This is a genomic window from Synechococcus sp. 'PEA 65AY6A-5F PE A' (assembly GCF_047462575.1).
GTDB lineage: Bacteria > Cyanobacteriota > Cyanobacteriia > Thermostichales > Thermostichaceae > Thermostichus.
In genome coordinates this window covers 1-25,452 of record NZ_JAOALE010000038.1, presented here as the reverse complement: position 1 = coordinate 25,452, position 25,452 = coordinate 1, and the positions used below count along the sequence as shown (strand labels likewise).

Annotated in this window: 25 protein-coding genes; 15 read left to right on the top strand and 10 right to left on the bottom strand. The window is 59.9% G+C overall.

Translation table 11 applies throughout. From position 1 onward, the window contains the following. Positions 1-159 precede the first annotated feature (159 nt). The 8 genes from GG26_RS11550 (at position 160) to GG26_RS11515 (ending at position 7,406) form a co-directional block, all read left to right on the top strand. Entirely contained in the window at positions 160-732 is a 573-nt protein-coding gene (locus tag GG26_RS11550; protein ID WP_414390714.1) for a Uma2 family endonuclease, read from the top strand. Between the two features lie 18 nt (positions 733-750). Beyond that, positions 751-1,323, top strand: a complete 573-nt coding sequence (locus GG26_RS11545; RefSeq protein ID WP_414390711.1) for a Uma2 family endonuclease — start codon at positions 751-753, stop codon at positions 1,321-1,323. A gap of 312 nt (positions 1,324-1,635) precedes the next feature. Next, on the top strand, positions 1,636-1,929 hold the full coding sequence (locus GG26_RS11540) for a Uma2 family endonuclease (RefSeq protein ID WP_011429059.1): 294 nt from the start codon (positions 1,636-1,638) through the stop codon (positions 1,927-1,929). A 188-nt stretch (positions 1,930-2,117) separates the two neighbouring features. After that, on the top strand, positions 2,118-2,753 hold the full coding sequence (locus GG26_RS11535) for a hypothetical protein (protein WP_414390708.1): 636 nt from the start codon (positions 2,118-2,120) through the stop codon (positions 2,751-2,753). 96 nt (positions 2,754-2,849) lie between these two features. After that, on the top strand, positions 2,850-4,439 hold the full coding sequence (locus GG26_RS11530; protein ID WP_011429058.1) for a glycosyltransferase family 39 protein: 1,590 nt from the start codon (positions 2,850-2,852) through the stop codon (positions 4,437-4,439). 244 nt (positions 4,440-4,683) lie between these two features. Continuing rightward, positions 4,684-4,866, top strand: a complete 183-nt coding sequence (locus tag GG26_RS11525; protein WP_041438029.1) for a hypothetical protein — start codon at positions 4,684-4,686, stop codon at positions 4,864-4,866. 8 nt (positions 4,867-4,874) lie between these two features. Further along, positions 4,875-5,132, top strand: coding sequence for a CRISPR-associated endonuclease Cas2 (gene cas2 / locus GG26_RS11520; RefSeq protein ID WP_240527297.1), 258 nt, complete (start codon positions 4,875-4,877; stop codon positions 5,130-5,132). Between the two features lie 393 nt (positions 5,133-5,525). Then, positions 5,526-7,406, top strand: coding sequence for an AMP-dependent synthetase/ligase (locus GG26_RS11515; RefSeq protein WP_414390704.1), 1,881 nt, complete (start codon positions 5,526-5,528; stop codon positions 7,404-7,406). Here the strand turns inward: GG26_RS11515 and GG26_RS11510 are convergent. Then, positions 7,403-7,723, bottom strand: a complete 321-nt coding sequence (locus GG26_RS11510; protein ID WP_011429055.1) for a hypothetical protein — start codon at positions 7,721-7,723, stop codon at positions 7,403-7,405. The genes GG26_RS11515 and GG26_RS11510 overlap by 4 nt on opposite strands. Before the next feature lie 220 nt (positions 7,724-7,943). Between GG26_RS11510 and GG26_RS11505 the strand changes: the two genes are divergently transcribed. Further along, positions 7,944-9,269: a (Fe-S)-binding protein gene (locus GG26_RS11505; RefSeq protein ID WP_414390702.1), complete on the top strand. Its 1,326-nt coding sequence runs from the start codon at positions 7,944-7,946 to the stop codon at positions 9,267-9,269. Here the strand turns inward: GG26_RS11505 and GG26_RS11500 are convergent. The 3 genes from GG26_RS11500 to pstS all read right to left on the bottom strand — a co-directional run bounded on the left by GG26_RS11500 (position 9,266) and on the right by pstS (position 13,651). Further along, positions 9,266-10,234, bottom strand: a complete 969-nt coding sequence (locus GG26_RS11500) for a DnaJ C-terminal domain-containing protein (RefSeq protein WP_414390700.1) — start codon at positions 10,232-10,234, stop codon at positions 9,266-9,268. The two genes, GG26_RS11505 and GG26_RS11500, sit on opposite strands and share 4 nt — an antisense overlap. Before the next feature lie 198 nt (positions 10,235-10,432). Next, positions 10,433-12,319 (bottom strand): molecular chaperone DnaK, encoded by a 1,887-nt coding sequence (dnaK, locus tag GG26_RS11495; RefSeq protein ID WP_414390697.1) that lies wholly within the window; start codon positions 12,317-12,319, stop codon positions 10,433-10,435. 249 nt (positions 12,320-12,568) lie between these two features. Next, positions 12,569-13,651, bottom strand: coding sequence for a phosphate ABC transporter substrate-binding protein PstS (gene pstS / locus GG26_RS11490; protein ID WP_414390694.1), 1,083 nt, complete (start codon positions 13,649-13,651; stop codon positions 12,569-12,571). Between the two features lie 458 nt (positions 13,652-14,109). On the opposite strand from pstS, the gene speA reads away from it, so the two are divergent. Beyond that, entirely contained in the window at positions 14,110-16,035 is a 1,926-nt protein-coding gene (gene speA / locus GG26_RS11485) for a biosynthetic arginine decarboxylase (RefSeq protein ID WP_414390691.1), read from the top strand. A gap of 259 nt (positions 16,036-16,294) precedes the next feature. Here the strand turns inward: speA and GG26_RS11480 are convergent, their stop codons facing one another. From GG26_RS11480 to GG26_RS11470, 3 genes are all read right to left on the bottom strand, one after another. After that, positions 16,295-16,540, bottom strand: a complete 246-nt coding sequence (locus GG26_RS11480; RefSeq protein WP_414390688.1) for a GlsB/YeaQ/YmgE family stress response membrane protein — start codon at positions 16,538-16,540, stop codon at positions 16,295-16,297. Between the two features lie 341 nt (positions 16,541-16,881). Then, entirely contained in the window at positions 16,882-18,186 is a 1,305-nt protein-coding gene (locus tag GG26_RS11475) for a metallophosphoesterase family protein (protein WP_011429048.1), read from the bottom strand. A gap of 118 nt (positions 18,187-18,304) precedes the next feature. Further along, the gene (locus GG26_RS11470) at positions 18,305-18,556 is read right to left on the bottom strand and encodes an RNA recognition motif domain-containing protein (RefSeq protein ID WP_011429047.1); all 252 of its coding nucleotides are present in this window, start codon (positions 18,554-18,556) and stop codon (positions 18,305-18,307) included. A gap of 379 nt (positions 18,557-18,935) precedes the next feature. Here GG26_RS11470 and GG26_RS11465 point away from each other — a divergent pair, with 379 nt between their 5' ends. The 4 genes from GG26_RS11465 (at position 18,936) to def (ending at position 20,809) form a co-directional block, all read left to right on the top strand. After that, positions 18,936-19,112 (top strand): NblA/ycf18 family protein, encoded by a 177-nt coding sequence (locus tag GG26_RS11465; protein WP_011429045.1) that lies wholly within the window; start codon positions 18,936-18,938, stop codon positions 19,110-19,112. After that, on the top strand, positions 19,112-19,438 hold the full coding sequence (locus tag GG26_RS11460) for a DUF2499 domain-containing protein (protein ID WP_011429044.1): 327 nt from the start codon (positions 19,112-19,114) through the stop codon (positions 19,436-19,438). The genes GG26_RS11465 and GG26_RS11460 overlap by 1 nt, the downstream gene beginning before the upstream one ends. Before the next feature lie 3 nt (positions 19,439-19,441). Next, positions 19,442-19,753, top strand: a complete 312-nt coding sequence (locus tag GG26_RS11455; protein ID WP_011429043.1) for a DUF3593 domain-containing protein — start codon at positions 19,442-19,444, stop codon at positions 19,751-19,753. A 459-nt stretch (positions 19,754-20,212) separates the two neighbouring features. Then, the gene (def, locus tag GG26_RS11450) at positions 20,213-20,809 is read left to right on the top strand and encodes a peptide deformylase (RefSeq protein WP_099812609.1); all 597 of its coding nucleotides are present in this window, start codon (positions 20,213-20,215) and stop codon (positions 20,807-20,809) included. A gap of 1 nt (position 20,810) precedes the next feature. Here the strand turns inward: def and GG26_RS11445 are convergent, their stop codons facing one another. Next, positions 20,811-21,164 carry a hypothetical protein gene (locus tag GG26_RS11445; protein ID WP_011429041.1) on the bottom strand — a complete coding sequence of 118 codons (354 nt, stop codon included), beginning with the start codon at positions 21,162-21,164 and terminating at the stop codon, positions 20,811-20,813. 223 nt (positions 21,165-21,387) lie between these two features. Here GG26_RS11445 and cbiD point away from each other — a divergent pair, with 223 nt between their 5' ends. Beyond that, positions 21,388-22,506, top strand: coding sequence for a cobalt-precorrin-5B (C(1))-methyltransferase CbiD (cbiD, locus tag GG26_RS11440; protein WP_011429040.1), 1,119 nt, complete (start codon positions 21,388-21,390; stop codon positions 22,504-22,506). A gap of 140 nt (positions 22,507-22,646) precedes the next feature. Here cbiD and GG26_RS11435 read toward each other — a convergent pair whose 3' ends face one another. Together GG26_RS11435 and GG26_RS11430 are read right to left on the bottom strand one after the other, a co-directional pair. Continuing rightward, the gene (locus GG26_RS11435; RefSeq protein WP_414390683.1) at positions 22,647-25,025 is read right to left on the bottom strand and encodes an ExeM/NucH family extracellular endonuclease; all 2,379 of its coding nucleotides are present in this window, start codon (positions 25,023-25,025) and stop codon (positions 22,647-22,649) included. A gap of 13 nt (positions 25,026-25,038) precedes the next feature. Next, positions 25,039-25,260, bottom strand: a complete 222-nt coding sequence (locus tag GG26_RS11430) for a hypothetical protein (RefSeq protein WP_414390681.1) — start codon at positions 25,258-25,260, stop codon at positions 25,039-25,041. Positions 25,261-25,452 lie beyond the last annotated feature (192 nt).

Genomic DNA, 25,452 nt, shown 5'->3' with positions numbered 1-25,452 from the left:
GGTTCTTTTGTGGACTGCGTAAGAATCCCCCGCCTTTAGGCGGTGGGAGTGTCAACTTCCTCCCCTCTGGCTGTGGGAGAGGGGCTAGGGGTGAGGGATCCAAAAGACTACAATAGCGCCAGCCCATCCTCAAATCCTCTAAACGGGATCCCTAAGGCCGTGATCTCCCTCAACTTACGGCCCAGCCTGGAGTTGACCGATGAAATCTTTGAACAGCTCTGCCGGCAGAACCCTGAGCTGCGCCTGGAGCGCACCGCCAAAGGGGAGCTAGTGGCCATGGCCCCTGTCAGCAGTGAGAGCGGACTTCGCAATGCCGACCTGCTGGGCCAGCTCTGGCAGTGGAACCGCCGCACGAGCTTAGGACTTGTCTTCGACTCCTCCACGGGTTTTGCCCTGCCCAACGGGGCTATTCGCTCTCCCGATGCCGCCTGGATTGCCAAGGAGCGCTGGCAGCAGCTTACTCCAGGGCAGCGCCGCTGCTTTGCCCCCCTGTGTCCGGATTTTGTCCTGGAATTGCGATCCCCTTCCGACGACCTGGCTGCTTTGCAGGCCAAGCTGCAGGAGTACCTCGAGAACGGATCCCAACTGGGCTGGCTGATCGACCCGGAAAGCCAGCGAGTTTACGTCTATCGCCCCGGCCAGCCCGTCCAAGTTCTGGAGCGCCCAGCTTACCTAGAAGGGGATCCCGTCCTCCCTGGCTTTGTTGCCGATCTCACCCTAGTCTGGGAATAGTTCCCAGGGAACTTGCCTATGATCGCGCTTAACCTACGGCCCAGCCTGGAGTTGACCGATGAAATCTTTGAACAGCTCTGCCGGCAGAACCCTGAGCTGCGCCTGGAGCGCACCGCCAAAGGGGAGCTAGTGGCCATGGCCCCTGTCAGCAGTGAGAGCGGACTTCGCAATGCCGACCTGCTGGGCCAGCTCTGGCAGTGGAACCGCCGCACGAGCTTAGGACTTGTCTTCGACTCCTCCACGGGTTTTGCCCTGCCCAACGGGGCTATTCGCTCTCCCGATGCCGCCTGGATTGCCAAGGAGCGCTGGCAGCAGCTTACTCCAGGGCAGCGCCGCTGCTTTGCCCCCCTGTGTCCGGATTTTGTCCTGGAATTGCGATCCCCTTCCGACGACCTGGCTGCTTTGCAGGCCAAGCTGCAGGAGTACCTCGAGAACGGATCCCAACTGGGCTGGCTGATCGACCCGGAAAGCCAGCGAGTTTACGTCTATCGCCCCGGCCAGCTCGTCCAAGTTCTGGAGCGCCCAGCTTACCTAGAAGGGGATCCCGCCCTCCCTGGCTTTGTTGCCGATCTCAGCTTAGTTTGGGAATAATCTGCCCCGAGCTGCCCTCTTTTTCCACCAGCCCTTAACCGATGGCTATCAGCAACCACGAACTTGACACTCCCACCGCCTAAAGGCGGGGGATTTTGACGCAGTTCAAAAACGAACTCGCAAAGGCGCTGTCAAGATGCCTCTAGATAGTTCCTTGAGGCAAAGCCTCAAGGTTTTGCTTACTATCTATGATCGCGTAAGCGGGACGAAGTCCTTACAAAAGTTCGTTTTTGTTTAGCGTTGCGTAGCGGAACAGCTTACCTCCGAGGAGCGCCATCGCTTTGCCTTCCTAGGCTCGGATTACGCTCCTCTGTGGACGATCTGGTTGCTTTGCAAGCCACGCTGCAGAAGTACCTCGACAACGGCGCCCAACTGGGCTGGCTAATTGACCCGGAAAGCCGAAGAATCTACATCTATCGTCCCGGCCAGCCAGTACAAGTCCTGGAGCGCCCAGCTTATCTGCAAGAGGATTCTCTGGCTTTGCCCTGGATCTCGCAACCCAACTCTGCTCTCAAAATGAGCAAAGCTCTGTATTCCGGAAAACGGTCAAGTATCACACCAGCAAGCAATAATGAGGGCAAGGCCCAGGGATCCCGACGGAGGTAAGCCTATAGGGATGAGATGTGTAGAGCAAACCCCCAGCAAGCGCGTTTGTCTAGAGCCTGGGGTTCCGCTGGTGGCTGCTGGCGTTATTTTCTTTGTGGCGCTGGCTTTGTGTTCCCTGATTTGGCTTTTTCAGGGGGGATCGCCGTTTCACTTGCCATCGGCTTGATCAGGATACAGTCACCTCTGAAGTGGTCTTTCAACCACTGCTGCCTTTACCAAAACAGATCGAGTTTTATTATGATGTAAGAGGAGCCCGAGTCAAAACTGAAACTCGAACAGACTCCGAAGGAGACGAGACAACCTATTACTACGTTACTCTCATAACTCCTGCAGGAGAAACAAAAGCTTGGTCAGCCGCCAGCGAGAGCGACGCTCGACAACTGGCAACCAAGATCCAATCGTTTCGGATGAGTGCAGAGAGTCAGCTCTTGGTGGCCAGCGATAGTTTTAACTCAGGAGATTTGTTTGCTGCACTTCTACTTTCTCTCCCAGCAGGAATGGTAGGTCTATCGCTAATACCTAAGCTAGGAAGCCGTCGGCTGACCTTTGACCGCTCCTTCTACCAGATCTTGGAGGAGCACCTCACTCCCTTTGGAATAAGGGGGCGGAAAGCTTATTCCTTCAGAGATGTTCAGCAAGTTGTAGTTGAGAGGTCAACAGATTCCGATGGCGATAGTTATTTTTCGGTGAAGGTGAATTTGGCATTGGGAGAGCCTTTATTGTACCTAGGCTTTGGTTCTGATGATAGCAAGGCAAGGGCGGAAGGAGAGCAATTGGGCCAGCTTTTGGGGTGTCCGGTAAAGCTGCCGGAGGCAACGTCTTAGGCTCAGTTTATTCTGAGCCCCCACTTGGTTTTTTGGGGACAAGTCTGGCCAAAGCTGAGACAATAACACCTGTCCACACGCTCAAGGGGATCCCCTGTGCTGCCGAAAGCTGCTCTGTGGATTTTGGGCCTGGGCCTGCTTCTGCGCTGCTTGGTGGCTGCTCTGTTGCCACCGGGCTTTGACGAAGCCTACTACTACCTCTACACCCGCCATCTGGACTGGAGCTATTTTGACCATCCGCCGCTGGTGGCCTGGACAACGGGCTTGGGGCCTGTTTTGACGGGGCAGGTGTCGGCTTTTTCGATTCGACTGGGATCCCTGCTGGCCTACACCGGCTCTTCCCTGTTGCTTTACCTGACGGCGACGCGGCTTTTTTCGCCACAGGCGGGGCTGATCACCCTGGCAACCATCAGCATCGCCCCCATTTTCTGGATTGGGTTTGGGGTGCTGACCCTGCCGGATAGCCCGCTGATGGTGTTTACGGCGGCAACCCTGTGGGTGGCTGCCCAGGAGTTTTTTCCGGCTCCCTTGGCGGAGGGGAAATTGGGGGTCTATGGGGCAGCGCGCTACCGACCGGGGCCGCGGCTGGCGCTGATTGGGCTCTTGGTGGGGCTGGCCTGCCTGGGCAAATACCACGGCCTGGCGCTGGGGTTTGGCCTGGTGCTCTTTTGTCTGCTCAGCCCGGCCCACCGCTGCGCTCTTCGGTCGGGATGGGCGCTCTTGGCGGTGGTGGGGTTTTTGGCGGCCTTCAGCCCCGTTTTAATCTGGAACACCCAACAGGATTGGGTCTCCTTCCGCTTCCAGGGGGGGCGAGCAGTGCCGGAGGCAGGGTATCAACTGCAGGAGCTGGGGCTGACGGTGCTGCAGGAGATGGGGTACCTTTTCCCGACCTTGGGGATCCCTCTGCTGGGGCTGAGCTTGGCCGAGGGTGGGCGGGTGGGGCTGGCGCTGGTTCAGGGAAGACGCCTCACGGATCAGGAGCTGAAACAGCTTTTAATCTTGGCCTGTGGGCTGCCGCTGGTGTTGGCTTTTACCTTCATGGGAGGCTACCGGCCCATCCTCCCCACCTGGCCCATGCCGGGGTTTTGGGTGCTGAGCTTGCTGTTGGGATCCCGCTGGGAACGGTGGCCAGGAGCAAGGCAGCTCTTGGCGGGGACGGCGGTGGCAGTGGGCCTGTTGGTGGCAGTGGGGCTGGCCCATGTGCGCTACGGCCTCCTCCAGGATCCCGGCGGGCTGGGCCTGTGGCCGGTGGAACGGGATCCCTCGACTCAGCTGATTGACATCGAACAGTTGCGGCGGCAGTTTCAGACGGATCCCCGCTTGGCCCAGGCTCTTGCAGAGGCGGATTTTATCTTCACCAACGTTTACTTTTTGGGCGGGCAGATCGGCATGGCCTTGGCGCCGCTGACGGAGAAGCCCCTCACCTGCCTGGATGAAGATCTGCGCGGCTTTGCCTTTTGGTCCCAACCTGAAGACTGGCTGGGCAAAGATGGGCTGCTGGTCACCTCCCAGCTGTTTTGGCCAAGAGCAGGGATCCAGGCTGTCTACGGCACCTACTTTGAACAAATTGAGCCAGTGGCAGAGGTTCCCCTGCGGCGGGCGGGCGCGGTGGCGCAAACCTTTCAGGTGTACCTGGCTCGGCAGATGCGCCAACCCTATCCCCGTCCCTACTCCCGCTTGCGCTAGCAGCCACAGCGAGATACCTTTGGGTTCAACGCAAGAAAAGACAGTCTGGAGAGCATTAGGCAAATTTTGGGCAGCAAGGTTATTCGGTTGGATCTCTAGGAAAGCATACTGGTACTTTGACGACGAATCTAAGGGCATCTAGGCCGAGGCCTTTGTGAGAGGGATGAGCGAAATGCTGGGTAAGCCAACTCATCAAGGCCGGCTTGCTCACCCCGGAAGACTGCGAGCCGTCGCCGGATGGAGCATGGGATCCCTGGCCAAAAAGCTGTTTTTGGGTGAGCTGGAGCGCCGCTTCTGCGAGCCTTTGCTTTACCCTCCGCAATCGCGTCGCCTAGCCCTGAGCCAAATCGTGCTGGAGCAAGCCCGCTGGCTGGGCCGTTGCCTGGTGAGCGGCAACCTAGAGTACGAAGCAATGGAGCTGCGCTGAGGCTATGGTTGGTTTGCTACGACGTGGTGGACGATAAGCGCCGACAACAGTTGGCCAAGCGCCTGGAACAGTGCTGCCAGCGAGCGCAATACTCCGTTGTTGAATGCCCCCTGGACACTGCCGAGCTGGAAAAGTCGTGGCTGCCTCTGCTCAACCTCGAGGAAGATAGCCTGCAGGCCTACCCTCTGGATGCCACCGCCAAACGACGTACCAAGGTCTTCGGCGGGCCTCTCCCCTACGAGCCGCCGGACTACCTTATTTTGTGAGGTTCTCAGCTTAGCCGAGATTGTAAAGTTTTGGGGCCGATCCATCGGGGGGAGCCATTGCTAGCTTTTTTTGCGGGTGCCATAAGATCTAGTAGCTTTTGCCGGGATTGGCGGGAAAATGCAGCATGACGTCCCCAAAAGAGCGAATTTTCTGAGTTGCGCTTATTCGGGGAAGCGAGGTTAACATCTGTGGCGGGAAGTCTCGGTACTTCCTCGCGAGCGCACCTTGAAAACCTCATGAGTTCAGGCTTTTCCGGGAGTAGGGTTGATCCCTACCTTTTCCCCGCAAGGGGAAGGGGTTGGATTTGGTGACAGATTGAGAACTGTCCTGGGGGTGTCTTGGGAAAAAGCCCAAGTTTACTAGACTGTAAATGTGATTTAGGGTACAGATTTATGACTACTGTCTCCGCTGCTGCTACCCCCGCTGGGACGACGCTGCTCGACATCTGGCAAGTCCTGGCCGAAAAGTTTGCCGATTACACTGCCCTCAGGGATCCCCATGCCCAGCCGGTCTTTGAGATTTCTTACGGGCAGCTCTTTCGCCGCATTCAGATCTTGGCTGCCGGTTTGCAGGCTTTGGGCATTCGGCCTGGGGATCGGGTAGCCATTTTTGCCGACAATTCCCCCCGCTGGCTGATGGCAGATCTGGCCACGCTGTTTACGGGAGCGGTCAATGTGCCGCGCAGCGCCGTGGCGGATCCGGCGGAGCTGGGCTACATTTTGCGCCATTCCGGCAGCACCGCTTTGATTGCCCAGGATGCGAAGACCCTAAGCCGGGTGCGGCCGGTTGTGCAGGAGCTGGGCCTGGAGCGGCTGCTGTTGCTTTCCGATGAAGAAGAGCCGGGGGTATTGAATTTTTCTCAGTGGCTGCAAAAAGGCCGGGAGCGCCGCTACGAGCCGCCGCGGCTGGAGCGATCCCAGTTGGCCACCATCATCTACACTTCCGGGACCTCCGGTCGGCCCAAGGGGGTGATGCTCAGCCACGGCAACCTGATGCACCAGGTGGAAAACTTGCATGTGGTGGTGCAGCCCCGGCCTGGGGATAAGGTGCTGACAATTCTGCCCACCTGGCACTCCTACGAGCGGGCCTGTGAGTATTTTCTCCTTAGTCGCGCCTGCACGTTGGTTTACACCAACCCTCGCTTTATCAAGCAAGATTTTCAACAGGAGCAGCCCCACTATCTGGTGGCGGTGCCCCGCATCTGGGAGACCGTTTACGAAGGGATCCAGCGGCAATTTAAGGAAAAAAGCCCCCTGATGCAGCGGCTGATCCGCACCTTGATGGCGGCCAGCGAAGGCTACGTGCTCGCCGGGCGGATTGCCGGCAACCGGTCGATTTTACACTACGGCGTCAGCCCGTGGGTGCGCCTGGGGGCCCGCCTGCAACAGGGGCTGCTCTGGCCTGTCCACCGCCTGGCCGATGCGCTGATCTACCGCAAGGTGCGGCAGGCTTTGGGCCCCAATTTTCAACAGGCCATCAGCGGCGGCGGATCCCTGCCCGCCTACCTGGATCTGTTTTACGAGGTGGTGGGCATTTCCATCCTCAATGGCTACGGCCTCACGGAAACCTCGCCGGTGCTGTGCGCGCGGCGTCCTGACAACAACGTGCGCGGCACGGCGGGCCCCCCCTTGCCAGGGACGGAGTTTCGCATCGTGGATCCGGAGACGCGGCAGCCGTTGCCCCCTGGCGAAAAAGGGCTGATCCTGGCGCGGGGGCCGCAGGTGATGATGGGCTACTACAACAATCCGGAAGCGACTGCCAAGGTGCTCAGCCCCGACGGCTGGTTTGAAACAGGGGATCTGGGCTGGCTCACCCCCGACGGACAACTGGTGATCACCGGCAGGGCCAAGGACGTGATCGTGCTGCTTAACGGCGAAAATGTCGAGCCGCAGCCGCTGGAAGATGCCTGCCTGCAATCCCCCTACATCAGCCAGATCGTGATCGTCGGGCAAGACCAAAAGAAACTGGCCGCCCTCATCTACCCCAACCTCGATGCCCTTAAGGCTTGGGCCGCTGAGCAAGGGATCCCGGCTGCGGAGGCCGAGCTCTTGGGCCACCCGCAGGTGCGCACGTTGATTTTGCAGGAGGTGCGGGCCCGCATCCAAGAGCGTCCTGGCTACCGGCCCCACGAGCAAATTGCCGACTTCCGCTTTTTGCCAGAGCCCCTGAGCGTGGAAAACGGCCTCATGACCCAGACGCTGAAAATTAAGCGTAACCCGGTGGCCGAGCGCTACGCCCACCTCATCCAGGAGATGTATCCGACAGGGAGCTAAGTTTGGGATCCCCGCTGTTGCTCCAGGTAGCGCCGGAAGGTCTCCGGGGGAATGGCCCCCCGGTAGGCGCCGCAGTAGTAGAGGGTGAGCACCGCCTTGTAGGCCCAATCGGTCGGCACCACGTCTGGGAAGGGGCTGGGCAAGGTGTCTGCCTGGTTGGCGGCGCAGGCTTGCAAGATCTGCTCTGTAGTGAGCTGTTCGGCCAGATCGGGGGGCAGCTCCCGCAGGTTGGCCTGGGCAAAAGCCGCTCCAGATAGGCTCAAACTGGAGAGAGCTGCCCCCACAAGAGCTGGGGTGAAGAGGTGTTGCACTTTCATTGGGAAATGAACGACGAGGAGAAATCGGCCGGGTATGTCCCTTCTCTAGGGTAGTACGGACGAAAAGAGCGTTTGGATCTGGATAGAAGTCTCAGACGCTCTGTTCCCAGATTAAGATGCAAAAAACCCCGGAAGCAAAAGGAGGGGACAGGATCCCCGAACGGCCAATTCTCTCTTTACGGGGGTGATGAAGTGTTGAAAGCGCGATAGGTCGAGGCCGATGAGCTCATCCAAAAGGCCGAGTTTTGACAGCCTGGATCCGCCGGATCCAAAGCTAATCGATGCCTGTGTGCACTGTGGGTTTTGTCTGACCACCTGCCCCAGCTACCGCGTCCTCGGCAAGGAGACAGACTCGCCGCGGGGGCGCATCTACCAGATGGACGCCCTCAATCAAGGCCAAATCTCTCTCTCGGCAGCAGTGGTTTCCCATTTCGATACCTGCCTGGGCTGTCTGGCCTGCGTTACCGCCTGTCCTTCGGGGGTGCGCTACGACCGGCTGATCGCCGCCACCCGCCCGCAGATCGAGCGCAACCACCGCCGCAACCTTTGGGATTGGCTGTACCGCCAGTTCATCTTCTGGCTCTTCCCCTACCCGGCGCGGCTGCGGCCTCTGCTCTGGCCCCTTTGGCTCTACCAAAAAATGGGGGTCGGCGCCTGGATCCGCCAAGGGCTGGCGAAGGTCTCCCCGCGCCTGGCGGCCATGGAATCCCTCTTGCCCCCTCTTGAGGTGGGGCAACTGCTGCCCAAGCGCTACCCGGAGCGGATCCCGGCGGTGGGCGAACGCCGCTTTCGCGTGGGGCTGCTCCTCGGCTGCGTGCAGCGCCTGTTTGCCCCGCAGGTAAATGAGGCCAGCATGCGCGTCTTAACCCACAATGGCTGTGAGGTGGTGATCCCGCCCGCCCAGGGCTGTTGCGGAGCCTTGCCCCACCACCAAGGGCAACTGCAGCAGGCAGAAGCCCTGGCCCGCCAGATGGTGGATGCTTTTGCCGGCTACGAGTTGGATGCCATTTTGGTGACTGCCTCCGGCTGCGGCCACACCCTCAAGGAGTACGGCCACCTTTTGGCCAGGGATCCCGACTACCAAGAGAAAGGGGCTCAGTTTGCGGCCAAAGTCAAGGATATCCAGGAGTTTCTGGCGCAGGTAGGGCTGACCGCTCCCCTGTACCCCCTGCAGCCGGATCCCTTGGTGCTGGCCTATCAGGATGCCTGCCACATGCTGCACGGGCAGCGCCTCAGCCAGGAGCCGCGACAACTGCTGCGGCAAATTCCCGGGCTGGAGCTGCGGGATCCTGTCGATGCCGCCCTCTGCTGCGGCAGCTCCGGCGTCTACAACCTGCTGCAGCCCGAGGTGGCCGACGAGCTGGGATCCCAGAAGGTGGCCAACCTGCTCAACACCGGCGCCCAGGGGATCGTCTCCGCCAATATCGGCTGCCGCCTGCAGCTCCAGAAGCACCTGCGTCTGCAAGGCAAGGCCGGGATCCCCATTTATCACCCGATGGAACTCCTGGATCGCGCTCTCCGACCGCCCACTCCTCCTTCTAGCTAGAGCTTGAGGGCGGCACGGGGATCATAGGACTGAACCCGCTGCAGCTTTTCGTAGAGCTCCCGCTCCTCCTCCGAAACACGGGTGGGCAAATAGATCTGAACTACCGCGTAGAAATCGCCCCGCTCTCCATTGCCCTTGGGAAAACCCCTCTCTGCCAAGCGCAACTTTCGCCCCGGCTGCATGCCGGGTGGGATCCGCAGCTTCACCACTCCATCCAAGGTGGGCACCTCCACCTGGGCGCCCAAGACGGCCTCGCTGGGGCTGATGGGCAAATCGCAGTAGACGTCAAACCCCTCAAGGCGGTAGAAGGGGTGCTCCTTCAGCTCGATCTTGAGGTACAGGTCGCCGGCGCCGCCGTTGGGTTTGGGGTGGCCTTGGCCGCGCAGGCGAATCCGCTTCCCTGGCGTCATCCCTGCTGGGATGTTGACCTCGAGCACGCGATCCCCGCCCACCCGTAGGCGGCGTCTGCCCCCTTCAAAAGCTTCGGGAATGGTGAGCTGGATGGTGGCCTCCGCATCGTAGTTGGCGTTGCCAGCGGAGCTACTGCTGCGATCCGCACCTGAGTTGCGCACCCGGCCCAGCAGTTGATCGATGAAGTCTTGAAAATCCTCAAATTGGCTGAAATCGACGCCACTGCCAAAACCGCTTCCCCCAAAGTCTTCGCTGAAGGAGCTGTCGCCAAAAGGGCTGCTGCTGTAAGGCTGGCTGTAGGTATCCCGCCGGTAGCGGAACCCGCCCTGCTGGTAGTACTGGCCAAATTGGTCGTATTGCCTGCGTTTGCCGGGATCCGAGAGAACTTCGTAGGCTTCGTTGATCTCCTTAAACTTCTCTTCGGCAGCTTTGTTGTTCGGGTTAACATCCGGGTGATATTTTCGGGCCAGGCGCCGATAGGCCTGCTTGATCTCGTCGGCGGTGGCCGTCTGGCTGACCCCCAAAATCTTGTAGTAGTCCTTGAAATTTTGCATGGAGGCGTCCGCAGGCAAGTCACTGAGAAGGGTCAGAAAACCAAGAGGCCAGGCATCAAGGGATCCCTCCCTCTGACCTGTTGACGAAAAGAGAAAGAGGCGGGCTAGACGCTATCGCCCATCCCGTCCCTCCCCATTATCGATGCTCCAGACAAAGGCGGGATCCGCCCTGCGGGCCCCAGGGGGATCCCATTGTCGTTACTTGCTCTCGGTGAAGTCGGCGTCGATGACGTCGTCGCTGCCGCCGGAGGTTGTCCCAGAGGTGGAGCTGGAAGCGGCGCCGGGCTGCTGATAGAGCTCGCTGCTCATGGCGTAGAGGGCCTCTTGCAGCTCCCGCTCTTTGCTCTGGATGGCGCTGTCGTCGTCCCGCTGGATGGCCTCCCGCAGTTCTCGCACCAGAGTCTCGATTTGGCTGCGTTTGCTGGACGGGATCTTGTCTCCCAGCTCCTTCAACTGCCGCTCAGCCTGGTAGGCCAGCGAGTCGGCCTTGTTGCGGCGCTCGATTTTCTCGCGGCGGGCGCGGTCTTCGGCAGCGTATTTTTCCGCCTCGGCGATCATCCGCTCCACCTCTTTGCTATCCAGCGTGGAGGCGCCGGTAATGGAAATGCTCTGCTCCTTGCCGCTGCCCTTGTCTCTGGCCGTCACTTTGAGGATGCCGTTGGCGTCGATGTCGAAGGTCACCTCGATCTGCGGCACACCGCGGGGAGCCGGCGGGATCCCGTCCAGCTTGAAGCGGCCCAGGGACTTGTTGTCGCGAGCCAACTCCCGCTCCCCTTGCACCACGTGGATTTCCACCGAGGTCTGCCCATCTTCGGCGGTGGAGAAAATCTCCGACTTGCGGGTGGGGATGGTGGTGTTGCGCGGGATCAGCTTGGTGGCGATACCGCCCAGGGTTTCCACCCCCAAAGACAAGGGGGTGACATCCAGCAACAGCACGTCTTTGACCTCGCCCGCCAGCACGCCAGCTTGGATGGCAGCACCCACGGCCACCACCTCGTCGGGGTTGACAGTTTGGTTGGGCTCTTTGCCCAGCAGCTCCTTCACCAGCCGCTGCACCGCCGGGATGCGGGTGGAGCCGCCCACCAGCACCACTTCGTTGATGTCGGCCTTGGTGAGCTTGGCATCCCGCAGGGCCTGCTCCACCGGCCCTTTGCAGCGCTCCAGCAAGTCGGCGCAGAGGTGTTCAAACTGGGCGCGGGAGAGCTTCAACTCCAGGTGCTTCGGACCATCGGCCGTGGCGGTGATGAAGGGCAGGTTGATGGTAGTCTCGGAGACGCTGGACAGCTCGATCTTGGCCTTCTCGGCGGCTTCCGTCAGCCGCTGCAGGGCCTGCCGGTCTTGCCGCAGGTCGATCCCTTCCATTCGCTTGAACTCTTCGGCCATCCAGTCGACGATCTTCTTGTCGAAGTCGTCGCCACCCAACTGGGTATCGCCGCTGGTGGCCTTCACCTCGAAGACGCCATCCCCCACCTCCAGAATGGAGACGTCGAAGGTGCCACCGCCCAAGTCGAAGACGAGGATGGTCTCGTTGTTGCGCTTGTCCAAGCCATAGGCCAAGGAAGCCGCCGTCGGCTCGTTGATGATGCGCAGCACTTCCAAGCCGGCGATCCTCCCGGCATCTTTGGTGGCCTGCCGCTGCGAGTCGTTAAAGTAGGCCGGGACAGTAATGACGGCTTGGGTGACCGGTTGGCCTAGGTAGCGGCTGGCGTCTTCTACCAGCTTGCGCAGCACCATGGCCGAGATCTCTTCGGGGGCAAATTCCTTGTTCATGCGGGGTGAGTACAACTTGACATTGCCCCGCTCATCCCGCCGCACCTGGTAGGAGACCCGCTTGGCATCGACGTTCAGCTCATCGTACTTGCGCCCGATGAACCGCTTGACCGAGTAAAAAGTGTTCTCGGGGTTGAGCACCGCTTGGCGACGGGCCATCTGGCCCACCAGGCGCTCCCCATCTTTGGTGAAAGCGACCACTGAGGGTGTAGTGCGGCTCCCCTCGGCATTGGGAATGACAGTGGGGACGCCCCCTTCCATTACGGCGACAACCGAGTTGGTTGTGCCCAAGTCAATTCCTACAACTTTTCCCATCGGCTCCTTGTTCTCCTTTTGTTCAAGACGTGACCTCGGCTACCGCCGCCAGGCTGTATGAAGTAGCTTGGGCAGCCAATCCGTGAAAATTCAGCAGGTATTTAGCCGTTTCCTAGGTCGATCCTAACCAGCAGGGCATCTGGGTCAGGGTGAGAATGCCGCCCATTTCTGGCGACTGGAAGGCAGAACAGTTACGGATCTCCGTACCTGCCGCGGCCTTGCTTCCAGGACCGGTTGGGGCAAGGGCGGCTAGCTCTGGATAAGCTGCAGGGCTTCCAGGCTGCGGGCTACAACGGTTTCGGCCAAGGGCAGGTAGCCCATCTCTGCGGCCAGAGCTTGTCCCTCGCTGAGGGCCCAGCGCAGCACTGCCCGCAGGGCGTTGGCCATGGCGGGATCCCGATACTGGCGGTAGGCCAGGATCCAGGTGTAGGTGACGATGGGGTAGGCCCCCGCGCCGGCGGGATCGGGCACAAAAGCCCGCAGGTTGTCGGGCAGCTCGATTTCGCTCAGGGCCAGGGCCGAGGCTTCCGGGGTGGGGAGGACGAACTCGCCGCGGCGGTTTTCCAAGGCCGCCACCGACAGATCCAGGTCGCGGGCATAGACCGATTCCACATAGCCGATCACCCCTTCGCTGAGGAGCATCTGGGCGCTCATGCCTTCGTTGCCTTTCACCCCAATGCCCACCGGCCACTCCAGGGACATGCCGACGCCGATCTCGGAGGCCCAGGTGGGGTCGATGGCGGCCAGGTGGCGGGTAAAGGTGTCGGTGGTGCCGCTGCCGTCGGAGCGGTAGCAGACGGCGATGGGCAGGTCGGGGATCTCCAGGTCGGGGTTGAGGGCCAAAATCTGCGGATCCCGCCACTGGGTAATTTGGCCGCGGAAGATCTGCACCAACACCGAGCGGGACAGTTTGAGGCCGGAGCGGATCCCGGGCAGGTTGTAGCCGACGGCAATGCTGCCTGCCGTCATCGGGATCATGACCACGCCCCGCTTGACTTCGGCAATTTCGGCATCGGTCATGGCCACGTCGCTGGCGGCAAAGTCCACCGTCTGGTCGATAAATTGGCGGATGCCGGCGGCGCTGCCCACCGGCTGGAAGTTGATTTCGACTTTGGGATCCACCTGGCGGTAGTCGGAAAACCAGCGCAAATACAGGGGAGCCGGGAAGGTGGCCCCGGCCCCGTTGATCAACAAGGTCTCAGCGGCAAGCTGGCTGTCGGCAACAGGGCCAGCCTGCCCAGAACGGGATCCCCTTTGGCAGGCGCTCAGGCCAGCAGCAGCCAGCAACGACAGCAGCATTTTTCGGCGGCGAAGGCGGGGCAGTTGCACCATAGCTGAGGCGCTCCAAGCTCTCCGCCCCGATCCTTGTCTTGCCTACGGAGCCCTGTCAAGGGTGGCCATCCTGAGCTCTGGGAAGCACCAGAGGGGACAACCTTCCGCAAAAGGCAGCTTCTTCCCTCCACCAACTTGTCGCCGATCCTTGCAGGATTCGCTGCGCTCTTGGGCAACAGTTGGGATCCCAACCCCGCTTCTGGATCCAGAGTAAAAAACGAAGCTTGAGCGAGAAAAACAAAGAAAAACAGCGAAAAAAAGAGAACGAGAGAGTTGAGTTCTGCAGCAACTGCAGAGGGATCCTCAGGCCAAAGCCTTATCTGGCAAGGCTTAGCCGGTTTGGGGCCGGATCCCCCCTGCCTTGGAAAAATCTTGACATATCTTGGAATAGGGCAATATATTGTGGATTCTGTGCAGAAATCCTGCGCTGTTCACATCTCGGTATCTGGGGGACTACTATGCCGACTTTGACTCGTTCTCCCTGGACACTGCGAGACAGCGAAAAGCTCTATCGCATCTCAGGTTGGGGGGATCCCTACTTCCGTATCAACGCCGCCGGTCATGTGGAGGTAACCCCACAGGGCTCACAGCAGCAGGAAGGGGGCATCGACCTGTACCACCTGGTAACGGATCTGGTGGCGCGGGGTTTGCAGTTGCCTTTGTTGATTCGCTTTCCCGAGATCGTGGCCGACCGCATGCGGCGGATTTGTGAGAGCTTTCAGCAGGCCATCGAGCGCTTTGGCTACCCCAACGTCTACCGAGGGGTTTACCCGGTCAAGGTGAACCAGCAGCGCCACCTGGTGGAAGAGGTGGTCAAGCACGGCCGTGCCTACCACTTTGGCCTGGAGGCGGGATCCAAGCCGGAGCTGTTGATCGCCCTGGCTCTGCTGGATACACCTGGGGCTTTGTTGATCTGCAACGGCTACAAAGACCGCGACTTTATGGAAACGGCCCTCTTGGCCCAGCGGCTGGGGCGCACCCCCATCATCGTCCTGGAACGGCTGCAAGAGCTGGAGCTGGTGCTGCAAGCTGCCGAGCACCTGGGGATTGATCCCCTGCTGGGGGTGCGGGCCAAGCTGTCCGCCCAGGGCAGTGGCCGCTGGGGCACCTCGGCTGGGGATCGGGCCAAGTTCGGCCTCACGGCCACCGAGATGTTGCAGGTGGTGGAGCGGCTGCGGGAAGTCGGCAAGCTGCACTGTCTGCGCCTGTTGCACTACCACATCGGCTCGCAGATCTCGATGGTGAGCGTGCATGGGCGGGCCGTGCGGGAGGCCAGCCAGATCTACATCGAGCTGGTCAAGCTGGGGGCGCCGATGGGCTATCTGGATGTCGGCGGCGGCTTGGGGGTCGATTACGACGGATCCCAGTCCACCAGCCACTTTTCCCAGAGCTACAGCCTGGAAGATTACGCCGCCACCGTGGTGCAGACGGTGCTGACCGCCCTGCAGCCGCACGGGATCCAGCCGCCGGTGCTGGTGACCGAAAGCGGGCGGGCCCTGATGTCCCACCAGTCGGTGCTGGTCTTCGACATCCAGGATGTCAACGCCGCCAGCCCCTACCCCATGCCCACCCAGCTCACCTCCGATGCTGAGGTGATCCAAAAGCTGAACCAGCTCTACTACGAGATCCGGCCCGAGACCCTGGTGGCCGACTATCGCCGCTGCCAGGAGCTGAAAGAGGCCGCCCTGCGCCAATTTACCGAGGGATCCCTCAGCTTGCGGGAGCGGGCCGAGGTGGAGCGGCTGTTTTGGAACTGCTCCGACAAGATCTGCACGCTGGCCTACGAGCAGCACCAGGCGGGGCAGCCGGTGGCCGTAGATCTCCTGGATCTGGACGAGATGCTGGCCAGCATCTACTACGGCAACTTCTCCCTCTTCCAATCCCTGCCGGATAGCTGGGCCATCGACCAGGTGTTCCCCATCATGCCCATCCACCGTCTGGACGAGGAGCCGCGCCAATGGGCTACCTTGGCGGATCTAACCTGCGACAGCGACGGCAAGATCAACCGCTTCTTTGGCGAAGACGGCCAAATCACCTCGGTCTTGCCGCTGCATGATCCCAACGGGCAGCCCTACCTGCTGGGGGTGTTTCTGGGGGGCGCCTACCAAGAAATCCTGGGGGATCTGCACAACCTGTTTGGGGACACCAACGCGGTGCACATCCGCACCCGTCCCGGCGGCTACCAAGTCACCCAAGTCATCAAGGGGGACACCATCGGCGAAGTGCTGAGCTGGGTGCAGTACAACAGCGAAGACCTGGTGGAAACCCTCCACCACGCCACCGAAGCCGCTCTGCAACGGGGGCAGATCAGCCTGGCCCAGGCCCGCGCTTTGCAGCAGCACTTTGAAGACAACCTGCGGGCCTACACTTACCTGCACCGCTAGCTGCCCCTCTGCCATCCCGGCTTTAGCTCGTGGGGGTGGTGGGGGTGGCTGAGCCCTGCGCTGTACTCAGTGCCGGGAGTAGGTCACGGAAGGGGTGGGCTCTATGGCCCCCTTTTTCTAATGACAGCTTCCGGCCTGAGCAGAGGTGCTCCTTACCCGGCAATCTGAACCAGACACGGGTTTGATCCACAGCCAACCAAAAAAAGCAGCGTCACGTCAGCCATCCCTGCCCGCTGGCGACGTACCCCCCTTGGAGAAGTTAAGCCCGGCGAAGAAAGTTGACCAACGCCAACAAAACCAGAGCCCCAACGGTTGCCATCACCAAGTTCCCCAGCAGACCTGTAGCCCATAAGCCGAGCAAGTTGAAAAGGTATTCTCCCACAACTGCTCCGCAAATGCCGACAATGATGTTACCAATCAGGCCAAAACCGTAGCCGCGCTGGATAGACCCTGCCAGCCAACCGGCAATTACCCCGATCACTAGAGACCTTAGTACGCTTTCCATGCCCTTTGCTCCTTCTTTTCTCGAGACAAATCCACTCCACCTCCAGCTTCTTTCGAAGTCGAGACAGATCCTGGCAGTGACATGATAACTACAGGGATCCCTTGCTTTCCACGGCTCCCCAGCTCTACAAAAGGAAAGACTGGCAGGGTGAGATCTGCCAGCCTAGGTTAGTTCCCTGGAAGTGAGCTGAGAGCGTCGTTGCCAACGACTTCAACCCAGTTCCAGTCTCTGCCGTTTCCCCCCCCTCCCGAAGTGATCCGGATCACGCGGCAAAGGTTCTTTAGAAGCGGCCCTGCTCCCCACCTCTGACCGACAAAGGTCAAAGCAATGGAGGCAGAGCCCTAGAACAAGGGCAATTGCTGCTCTTCCCCTTCAGCAAGGCTTGCAGGATCTGCCTCCTCCCTGTTGGCATTTCCCTCTGACAAGGGATCTGCTGCTTCCGCCAACAACTGACGAGCAGCGGCTAGCAACTCGTTGCGCAAGGGGGCCAGATCGCTGCGGTCGGCCAGATAGTGCTCCAGGGCCGTCAGGGGCTCTAGACAACTGGGATCCAGGGCCGGCAGGCGAATGCGGCTGGGGCTGACCACGTCTGGGACGAGAGTATAGCTGAAGGCAGGGGCGAGGGCCTGGTGCAGGGTCCGCTCGTCAACGCAATCGAGCTGGTCAGGGCGGAGGCGGTAGATCAGGCGCAGGATGGAGCCGGGTACAGGGGCCTTGGCAATGGCCTCCAGCAGTTTGGCCTGCACCTCTTGGGGGGGATAGGGGGTGAGATCAAGGCGGATGGAGTGAAAGGTGCGGGTGGGCAAGGGCAAAAATTCGTAGCTCGCCCCCGTGGCCGTCACCTCTGCCAACACACAACCTTTTTCCTCTTGTTCCTCCCCAAAGTCGACTCGCTCAATGCTGCCGGGATAGATTACCAAGGGATCCCGACACAACACCTGGTGACGGTGCACATGACCCAAAGCCACGTATTGGTAGGCGGGCCGCGCCAGCAGCGACAGGGGCACCGTCACTCCCTTGCCCACCGAAAGATGCCGCTCCGTCCCGTAGCGGGCTGTATCCACCATCACATGGGCCAACAAAATCGCCGGGATCCCTGGCTGCAAAGTGCGGATCTCCCCTTCCAGAGCCAGATCGAGGCGCTGCAGGAGCTGCTGAGTGAATACTTCGGCATTGAGATCCAGGCTCTCCTGGCGGGCAAGCAGGGTGGAGCGGTTTAGCCAAGGCAAGGTGGTCACCTGCACCGGGCCGCTGCGAGTTTCAATCCAATGGGTCTGCAGCCGATCCCCCACAACGAATCCCGCCACCCCCAGAGCGCGGTAGATGGCCAAGCTGTTGCCCTCTTGCCCCTGCCCGTACTGGTCGTGGTTGCCCACCAAGAGAACGGTCGGGATCCGGGCATCGGCCAGGCGGCGAAATTGTTGGGCAAAGAGCTCTTGGTGCAGCGGCGGCGGCGTCGCGTCGGGAAAGGCATCGCCCCCAAACAGCACCAGATCCACAGCCTGATCGAGGGCATGATCAATGCATAGGCGCAAAGAAGCGACAAAATCCTCCAAACGCGTGTTCAGCCCCGTAGCTGGGTTGATGGAGCCGTAGGCCAAGCCACTGCCCAAATGAATATCGGAAAAATGCAGCAGCTTCACCATCTCAAGCAGCCTTGAAGCCCTTCCATCCGTTGCCCTCACTCCTGCCCGCCGTTTGCCTGCCTTGCCAACTTTTGGATTGGCACCCCACTCGGAGTCAGATGAGGAATCCCCGCTGAAGCTAAGCCTGTCGGCGCGGCCTGGCTCGATCCAAACGCAAAGGTCGGCCCATAAATTCCTGGCCGTTGGCGACGTCGATGGCCTCCTCTTCCTCGGCCTCCGTGGCCAAATCCACAAACGCGAAGCCCCGTGTCTGGCCCGTTTCTCGGTCTATCGGGATTGTAACCGACTTAACGTTCCACCTCTGCTGGAAGAAAGCTGCTAGCTCTTCTGTTGAGGCTTTATAGTTTAGGTTTCCCACAAAAATGGTCATGGCAATTCAAGCAAAGCAAGGCGCGAATCGGAAAGAGCGGCAACCAAAGCTCAAGGTACTTCACTTTTATCACGGGGCCCCGCCTAATCGCACAACATGACAGGATGTAAAGGGATCGCCGCTCAAAAATCTTCGCACTTTCCCATCCAAAATGTGCTTTTGTCAAACTTTACGGGCGTGTACTTTTCCCGCTCCTTTGTTGAGTTTCCCCTCCAGCTCTGGCTCGACCGGTATCCGGAGGCCCTTGTCGTTTTGTTGCAACTTGTTAAACTAGATTGTTAAGATATGTATTGTCCTGCTTGCAGTGCTTGTTGGGAGCAGCGCTGGGATATCCTAGCGCGAGTCTCTCACCTACCCTAAGAGTCTCAAGGTGACGACAATGGAGGAAACGCTAGGTCTCTCTCTGGAGCAAGAATTTCGCCAGCGGGCTTTCGAGACGCTGGTAGCTCGCATGAGCCCTGAGCAGGCCAAGGACATCCTGGTCAAGCTGCACAAGCAAATGCTGTTGCAGGAGGCCACCTACCGCCAGTTGCTGCGCCATTCTCTTGAGGTTTGATGCACGCCCTTTCGTTTCCCACCTGGTGGATTCACATTGCCAGCGTCTTGGAATGGCTGGCGGCCATTGTTTGCGTGTGGCAGTTTGGGGAGCGAACGGGCCGGCCAGAGTGGCGCGGCTTGAGCTGGGCGATGTTGCCTGCTCTGGTGGGGGCAATGTGTGCCATTACCTGGCACTGGTTTGACAACGATCCCGCCCTCAACTGGGTGGTAACTGCCCAGGCGAGCTTGACACTTCTGGGCAATTGCACTCTGGCCTGGGCTGCCTACCGCATTTGGCGGGCGGAGCAGGCGGATCAGTCCCTTGGGAGGAGGGATCCAAGCTAGGCGATGGACAGTTTGTTTGCCCTTTCTCTATTTCCCTATTTGGCCTTCTTGTTTTTCCTGTCGCGGCTCCGCCGGATCCCGCGCCTGGCTTTGATCGGGTTTTGGCTGCTGCTACTGTTTGTGGCCGTCAGCATCCCGGCAGGGTTGTATGCCCAACTGCATTACGGCACTTCCCTGGCCAATGTGGATCCCTTGCATGGGGGAGCAGAGGCTTTCCTCACCCTCTCCAACATTCTGGTGGCCCTGGGCTTCAAGCAAGCCATTGACCAACAGGGATCCCCAGAGGTCGAGGAAGACAGCTCCGAGTTGTATTGACCTTCTCCCCAGTCCGGATTCTTTCTCGCTTGTCGCGAGCTACAGGGGCGGGAGACTGCCATATGTTTGTGGGGGAGGCCATAACCCCAACCTGGACCTAAGCCCAGATACTGACAACGCTGCACCCTCCCCAAACGGGGTGGGGCTGGCGAACATGGCATAGAAGGCGGCTGATCCCCAGCCCCCCTTGCATCCTCCCGTATACGGGGGGAAAGGGGGAGGACGGGGCCTGCGCCGCCAAGGTTTTGGTGATTGCAAACAAGCCCGAGCCAGTCCTTCGGCCCTACCCGCTGCCGAGCCCAAGCACTCCGTGCTGCTGACGCAACTATTCCCAGCTTCTCTGGCAGAGGCAGAGGGGAGCTGAACAGCAGACGCATCGCTTCGGCACGGCTTGGACTGAATGTAGAATGGAAGTCCAGACGGGATGTCTGCTGTTGTTTATTCTGAGAGACCTGCCGGATGGTGGCCACCCTTTCTGTCCCCAAAGCCAAGCTGAAAAACCCGCCTCTGCGCATCCATCGCATGGGTGACAAGGTGCTGCGGCAGCCGGCCAAGCGCGTCAGCCAGGTCAACGACGAGATCCGCCAGTTGGCGCGAGACATGCTGCAGACGATGTACAGCGCCGATGGCATTGGCCTGGCAGCTCCCCAGGTGGGCATTCCCAAGCGCTTGATTGTGGTAGATCTCTATCCCGATAAGCCGGAAGTGCCACCGCTGGTGCTGATCAACCCGGAGATCCGCGAGTACCTCGGCGAAGTTGTAGCCGGCCAGGAAGGCTGCCTTAGCATTCCGGGCGTCTTCTGCGAGGTCATGCGGCCGCAGGGGGTGGTGGTTTCGTTTAAGGACGAAACCGGGCGGCCCCGCACCCTCCAAGCCGACGACCTGCTGGCGCGGGTTATCCAACACGAAATCGATCACCTCAACGGTGTGCTGTTTGTGGATCACGTGGAAAACGAGCTGCTGTTGGATCAGGAGCTGCGCAAGCACGGCTTCCAGATGCAAGATGTGCAGCGCAAAAACAGCACACTTGCCACCCCTCCACCGAAACCTCGCTAGGTCATTGCCGCAGGCGCTGCGCCAAGAGCTGTTCTTCTAGAGCAGCAATGCGGTTGTAGGCAGCGGTTAGCTGGGCGCTCAGGCGCTGGATCTGGGCTTCAGGAGCAAGTTCATACGCCGGGCTGCGGTTGCTTACTACAGGGGGATCCTCCTCCAGCAAAAAGTTGTGGCTCCCATCTTCCACCAAGTCTGAGGTGAGAACGCTGTAACGGGAGGGGGCGGGGGCATTTTTTTTAGCCTCCTGCTTTGCCAGGAGAGCAGCCGCCACCTGCTCCGGCATCCGCTCGATGGCAGCTTTCAGCTCCTGAATTTGCAACTCCAGACGCTCAAAATAGTGCTGCAAGGTTTCGCTCATAGCTGCCCCGGTTCTGACTCTTTACTTTCATTGAAAGAGATAAGTTCTCGCTCCTCCCCTTCTTCCCCCAGATCATTTAACGATTACGCGGTTGGAGCACTAAAGTCGGCTTCAGGAGTTTGCCCTATCAAGCCAGTCCTGCTGGCTGGCGTCGGCCACAATTGAGACAGGCTCTCTCCAAAGTTTTTTCCAGAGCAGGTTCCTCTCTATTTCCAGGCAAAAAATGCAGGATGCGGTTCCCCCCTCGTCACAACAGGGCTATACCTTGCCCGTGTTTGCGGTGGCTGCTGCTAAAGCCGCTCTCCGCCGCCTTCTGGGGATCCCTTTGGAGCAGGACGGCGCTCATCCTGTCATTGCAGTGCAGGTGGAGCCCCAGTTCCCTGATGTTTGCATCCGGATCCCAGTGGAGCAGGTGGCTGCTCTCTCGGAGAACACCGCTTTGGCCATTACCCGTTCGGATCCCGGCCCTCATCTGGATCTCACCCGCAACACGCCGGTCTGGGCCTGGGTGGGCTTGGAGGAACGGGATCCCGCCACTCCGCCTTTGCTCCTGGAAGCGGGAGAGGGGCTGGGGCGGCATGCTGATGGCAGCCCGGCCATCTATGCTTACGCTCGGCGCCTGTTTGAGATCAATCTTTCGCCTGGGATCCCGGATGGGTATCGCCTGCGGGTGCGCATCATCTTGCCGGAGGGAAAACTCTTGGCGGAGCGGACTTCCAATGCGGCGTTTGGGGTGCTGGAGGGACTGGCTCTCTTGGGAACGCGGGCCGAGGTGGAGCCTTCTGCCAGTGCCGAGAGCCTGGAGCGGGCCCGCCGCGAATTGCAACAGAAATTGGCCAACCACCGGCATCTGGCCTTTTGCGTGGGCAGCCATGGGCAGCAGGTGGCCTTGCGGCAAGGGATCCCAGCAGAACAAATTCTACTGGTGGCCAATTGGATCGGGCCGCTGCTGGTGGAAGCGGCATTGCGAGGGGCAGACTCGATTCATTTGATCGGCTACCACGGCAAGTTGATCAAGCTGGCGGGGGGCATTTTCACCACTTCCAGCCATGTGGCCGATGCCCGCCTGGAGATCTTGGCGGCAGCCCTCATTCGCTGCGGGGGAACAGCCGAGCAGGCGCGGCAGGTGCTGGAGCTGAGGACGGTAGAGGCAGCGGTGCAGTATCTGAAGGATCTGGGCTGGGCAGAGCCGGTGCTGCAGGAGCTTTCCCGACAAATCCGCCAGCGGGCGACAGCCTATGTGCAAAAGTATGCCGCTCGATCCCTGCCGGTGCAGGTAACCCTGTTCGATCGCCAGGGCCAGGTCTGCGCTCAGGCGGGGATCCCAGGTCGTCTCGATTGAGACAAGGACGCCGCCACCCTACCCCAATCCTGATATGGCTCCCTTTTCAGGGAAAAAAGCGAGCAAAAGAAAGCTGGAGAAGCAAAGCCGCTCCCCCAGCTCCTGCCCATCGAAGTCAGTTTGGCACTTGGATCCCAGTCCTAATTCCCGGCAATCCTAACCGTATCCACCCGCCAGCGAGTGGCTCTGCCAGAAGTTGTGCCAGAAGACCGATAGCGGAAGGCAATGTAAACACGGCCAGGAGGTTGGATCCCAGGTAGAGAAATGTTTCCAGAATCCACAAATTGGCCTGTAGAGGGATTGGGAATCGTCAGGGCCGTCCAAGTGGCTGCCTGCACCGCCGCCGGAGTGCCCGCACCGTTGTAATCGGTGGAGTAAAGAACGCTTAGTTGCGGAAAAGGAACGCCGCTATCGGTAAAGGAACTCTGATTGCGGAAGGTCAGAACCGGGTTGTTGGCCGAAGCCAGGTTCAGAGGCGGAGTAATCAGCCAATCATCACCCGGTTGCTGGCCGCCGAAGGCGTTGGCCTCGGCATAGGAATTGACGCAGCACCAAGAGCGGGTGGTGTCGCCATCCACATCCACAATCTGCCAGCCAGCGGGAGCGGGGTTGCAGTTGTCAAAGTCTTCGGTTAGAGGCAGGTTAACTGGAGGAGGTGTTGGTGTTGGAGTTGGCGTGGGCGTTGGGGTCGGCGTGGGTGTCGGGGTCGGGGTTGGCGTTGGGGTCGGTGTGGGTGTTGGCGTCGGGGTTGACGTTGGCGTCGGCGTCAGGTTCAAGCCGACGATCACCGGGTCGTGATCGGAAGAACGGAAGGGATCCGGGGCGTAAAAGAGGCTCTGCTGTGAGGCGCTCTTGAAGCTCGTGGTGTAGTCCAGGCTCACTGGCTCGTCGGCGTTGATGTGCCACTTGGCCGACCCGGTCACTTGCGGCCTCAAGCTGGCGTTGGCCAAGGCGTGATCCAGGGATCCCCACTGACCTTGGAAGCTGAAGGAATAGCTGTTGGGGCCGTTGAGGTTGGTAAATCCGCCCTCCTCCAAGACTTTGATCGGGTCTTCCTTGGCGTAGGCGTTGAGATCCCCGATAATCAGCACATCCGGATCGGTGGAGCCGGTGGGGTTGGTGGACAACCAGTTCAGGATTTCCTGGGCAGCCCGCCTGCGGTTGCCGTTGCAATTGCCCTGGAAGGGATCGTTGTCGACAGGATCACAGGGGGATCCCTTCGACTTCAAGTGGTTGACCACCACCGTGAAGATGGCGTTGTTGCTCTTCTGCCGGAAGGTGACGGCCAAGGGAGGGCGGTGGCGACGAAGCGAGGGATCTTGGGTGAGTTCCCCGGTATCCAGAAAGGCGGGGTTGGTGCCAGGCGCAATTTCAACCGTAGCCGGCTTATAGATGAAACCATTGGTAATGGCATCACCGCCTAGGTTGGCTACCCCTACATCCACAAAAGCGTAGGTTCCCGGCCCCATGACCTGGTTGAGACCGTTCACCAAATCTTGGATGGAGCTGTTCGGGCCATAGCCGTCGTTTTCCAGCTCGTTCAGGCCCACAATATCGGCGTCCATGCGGCGAATCGCCTCGATGATCTTGTCCCGCTGGCGGGTGAACTCTGCGGCGTTCCTGGCCCCTCGACACTCGGAATTGTTGGGGAAGCAAATGTTGCCGAAGGTGTTGAAGTAGTTGAACAGATTGAAGCTGGCCACCTTCAGGGATCCGCCTACCGCGGGTGGAGTTTGCGGGCGAGGGTTGACGGACTGAAACGTCGGCAAGTTGCTGGGATCGTTGGGGTGGATGCGGTAGTCGATGGTGGCATCCACGTCGCCAGCGACGTTCCGGCCCCGTAACTGAGTCATGATCCCAACGATGTTGCTGACGCGATCCCCGCCCCGCACCGTGTTGGCAGCGCTGAGACCGCCAGGAGTGGGATAGATAACCGGATCCGGGTTTTGGGTGAGCAGCCGGTCATCGATGCGGATCCGTTTGCGGTTGTTCTCTTCCTGGAGGGCGGCCGCTTGGCTGGGATCCGCAATTTGCGTGGGGGTGAACAACCGCTCTGTGGCTACACTCAGCTCCCCGTGGCGTCCCAGCAGGAAAGAGTCGGTTACAAACAGGGGCTGGTTGCCGAAGGTAACCAGCATGCCCTCCAGAGCTTCCCGCTGCTCGGGAGTTAGCGGCAGAGCGATCTGAACCGGAGATGGCAGGGGATTGTTGGAGCTGCAGATAGTGAAGTTGGTAACGTTGGAGATCTGAGTTTGCTGGCGAAACTCGGCCACTCTCCCCGTCACCTGTACCCTATCCCCCAGGCTGACGTTGTTGGCCGTACCGCTGAAAACGAAGATGCCATCGGAAGTGGCCGGGTTGCCGTCGCCATCATCCTGCAGGTAGTAGCCCTGAAGATAGGTTTGGTTGGCTACTCCTTCGTTCTCAAAGTCTCCCACCACGATCCCGGAAACGGTAACAGTTTGGTCTACCAGCGGCGAAGCGAAGCCAGTGCCTTGGACAGTGCCAATCGGGGTCACGTTGGCGTTCGGATCACAGGCTCCTAAAGGAGGTGTCGGCGTCGGCGTGGGTGTTGCAGTCGGCGTCGCTGTCGGTGTTGCGGTGGGCGTGGCTGTCGGGGTGGGTAAAGGAGAAAGCGGGAGCAACGATCCTCGCCCCTGATCCGCACCCTTTCAGAGAAACTGAGAGCACTAGGCAAAACATTAACGCTGCCATCAGTTGCGCAGCACGGCGCAGAGCAGCCCTAACCCACATCCGCACACTCCTCCTTCGGGGATCCCATTTTTACCGCAACTACTGATACCACTCTCAGCAGAGAATTTGGGTAAAGAGGCAGTTAAGCTTTCCTTAAGAACTCGGAAAATCATCCTCTATTTGGTATTTGGTTCAAATTACAGCCTTTTAATTTAAAATAGGGTACAGGTATTCAAGAGGAAGGAGAGAAAG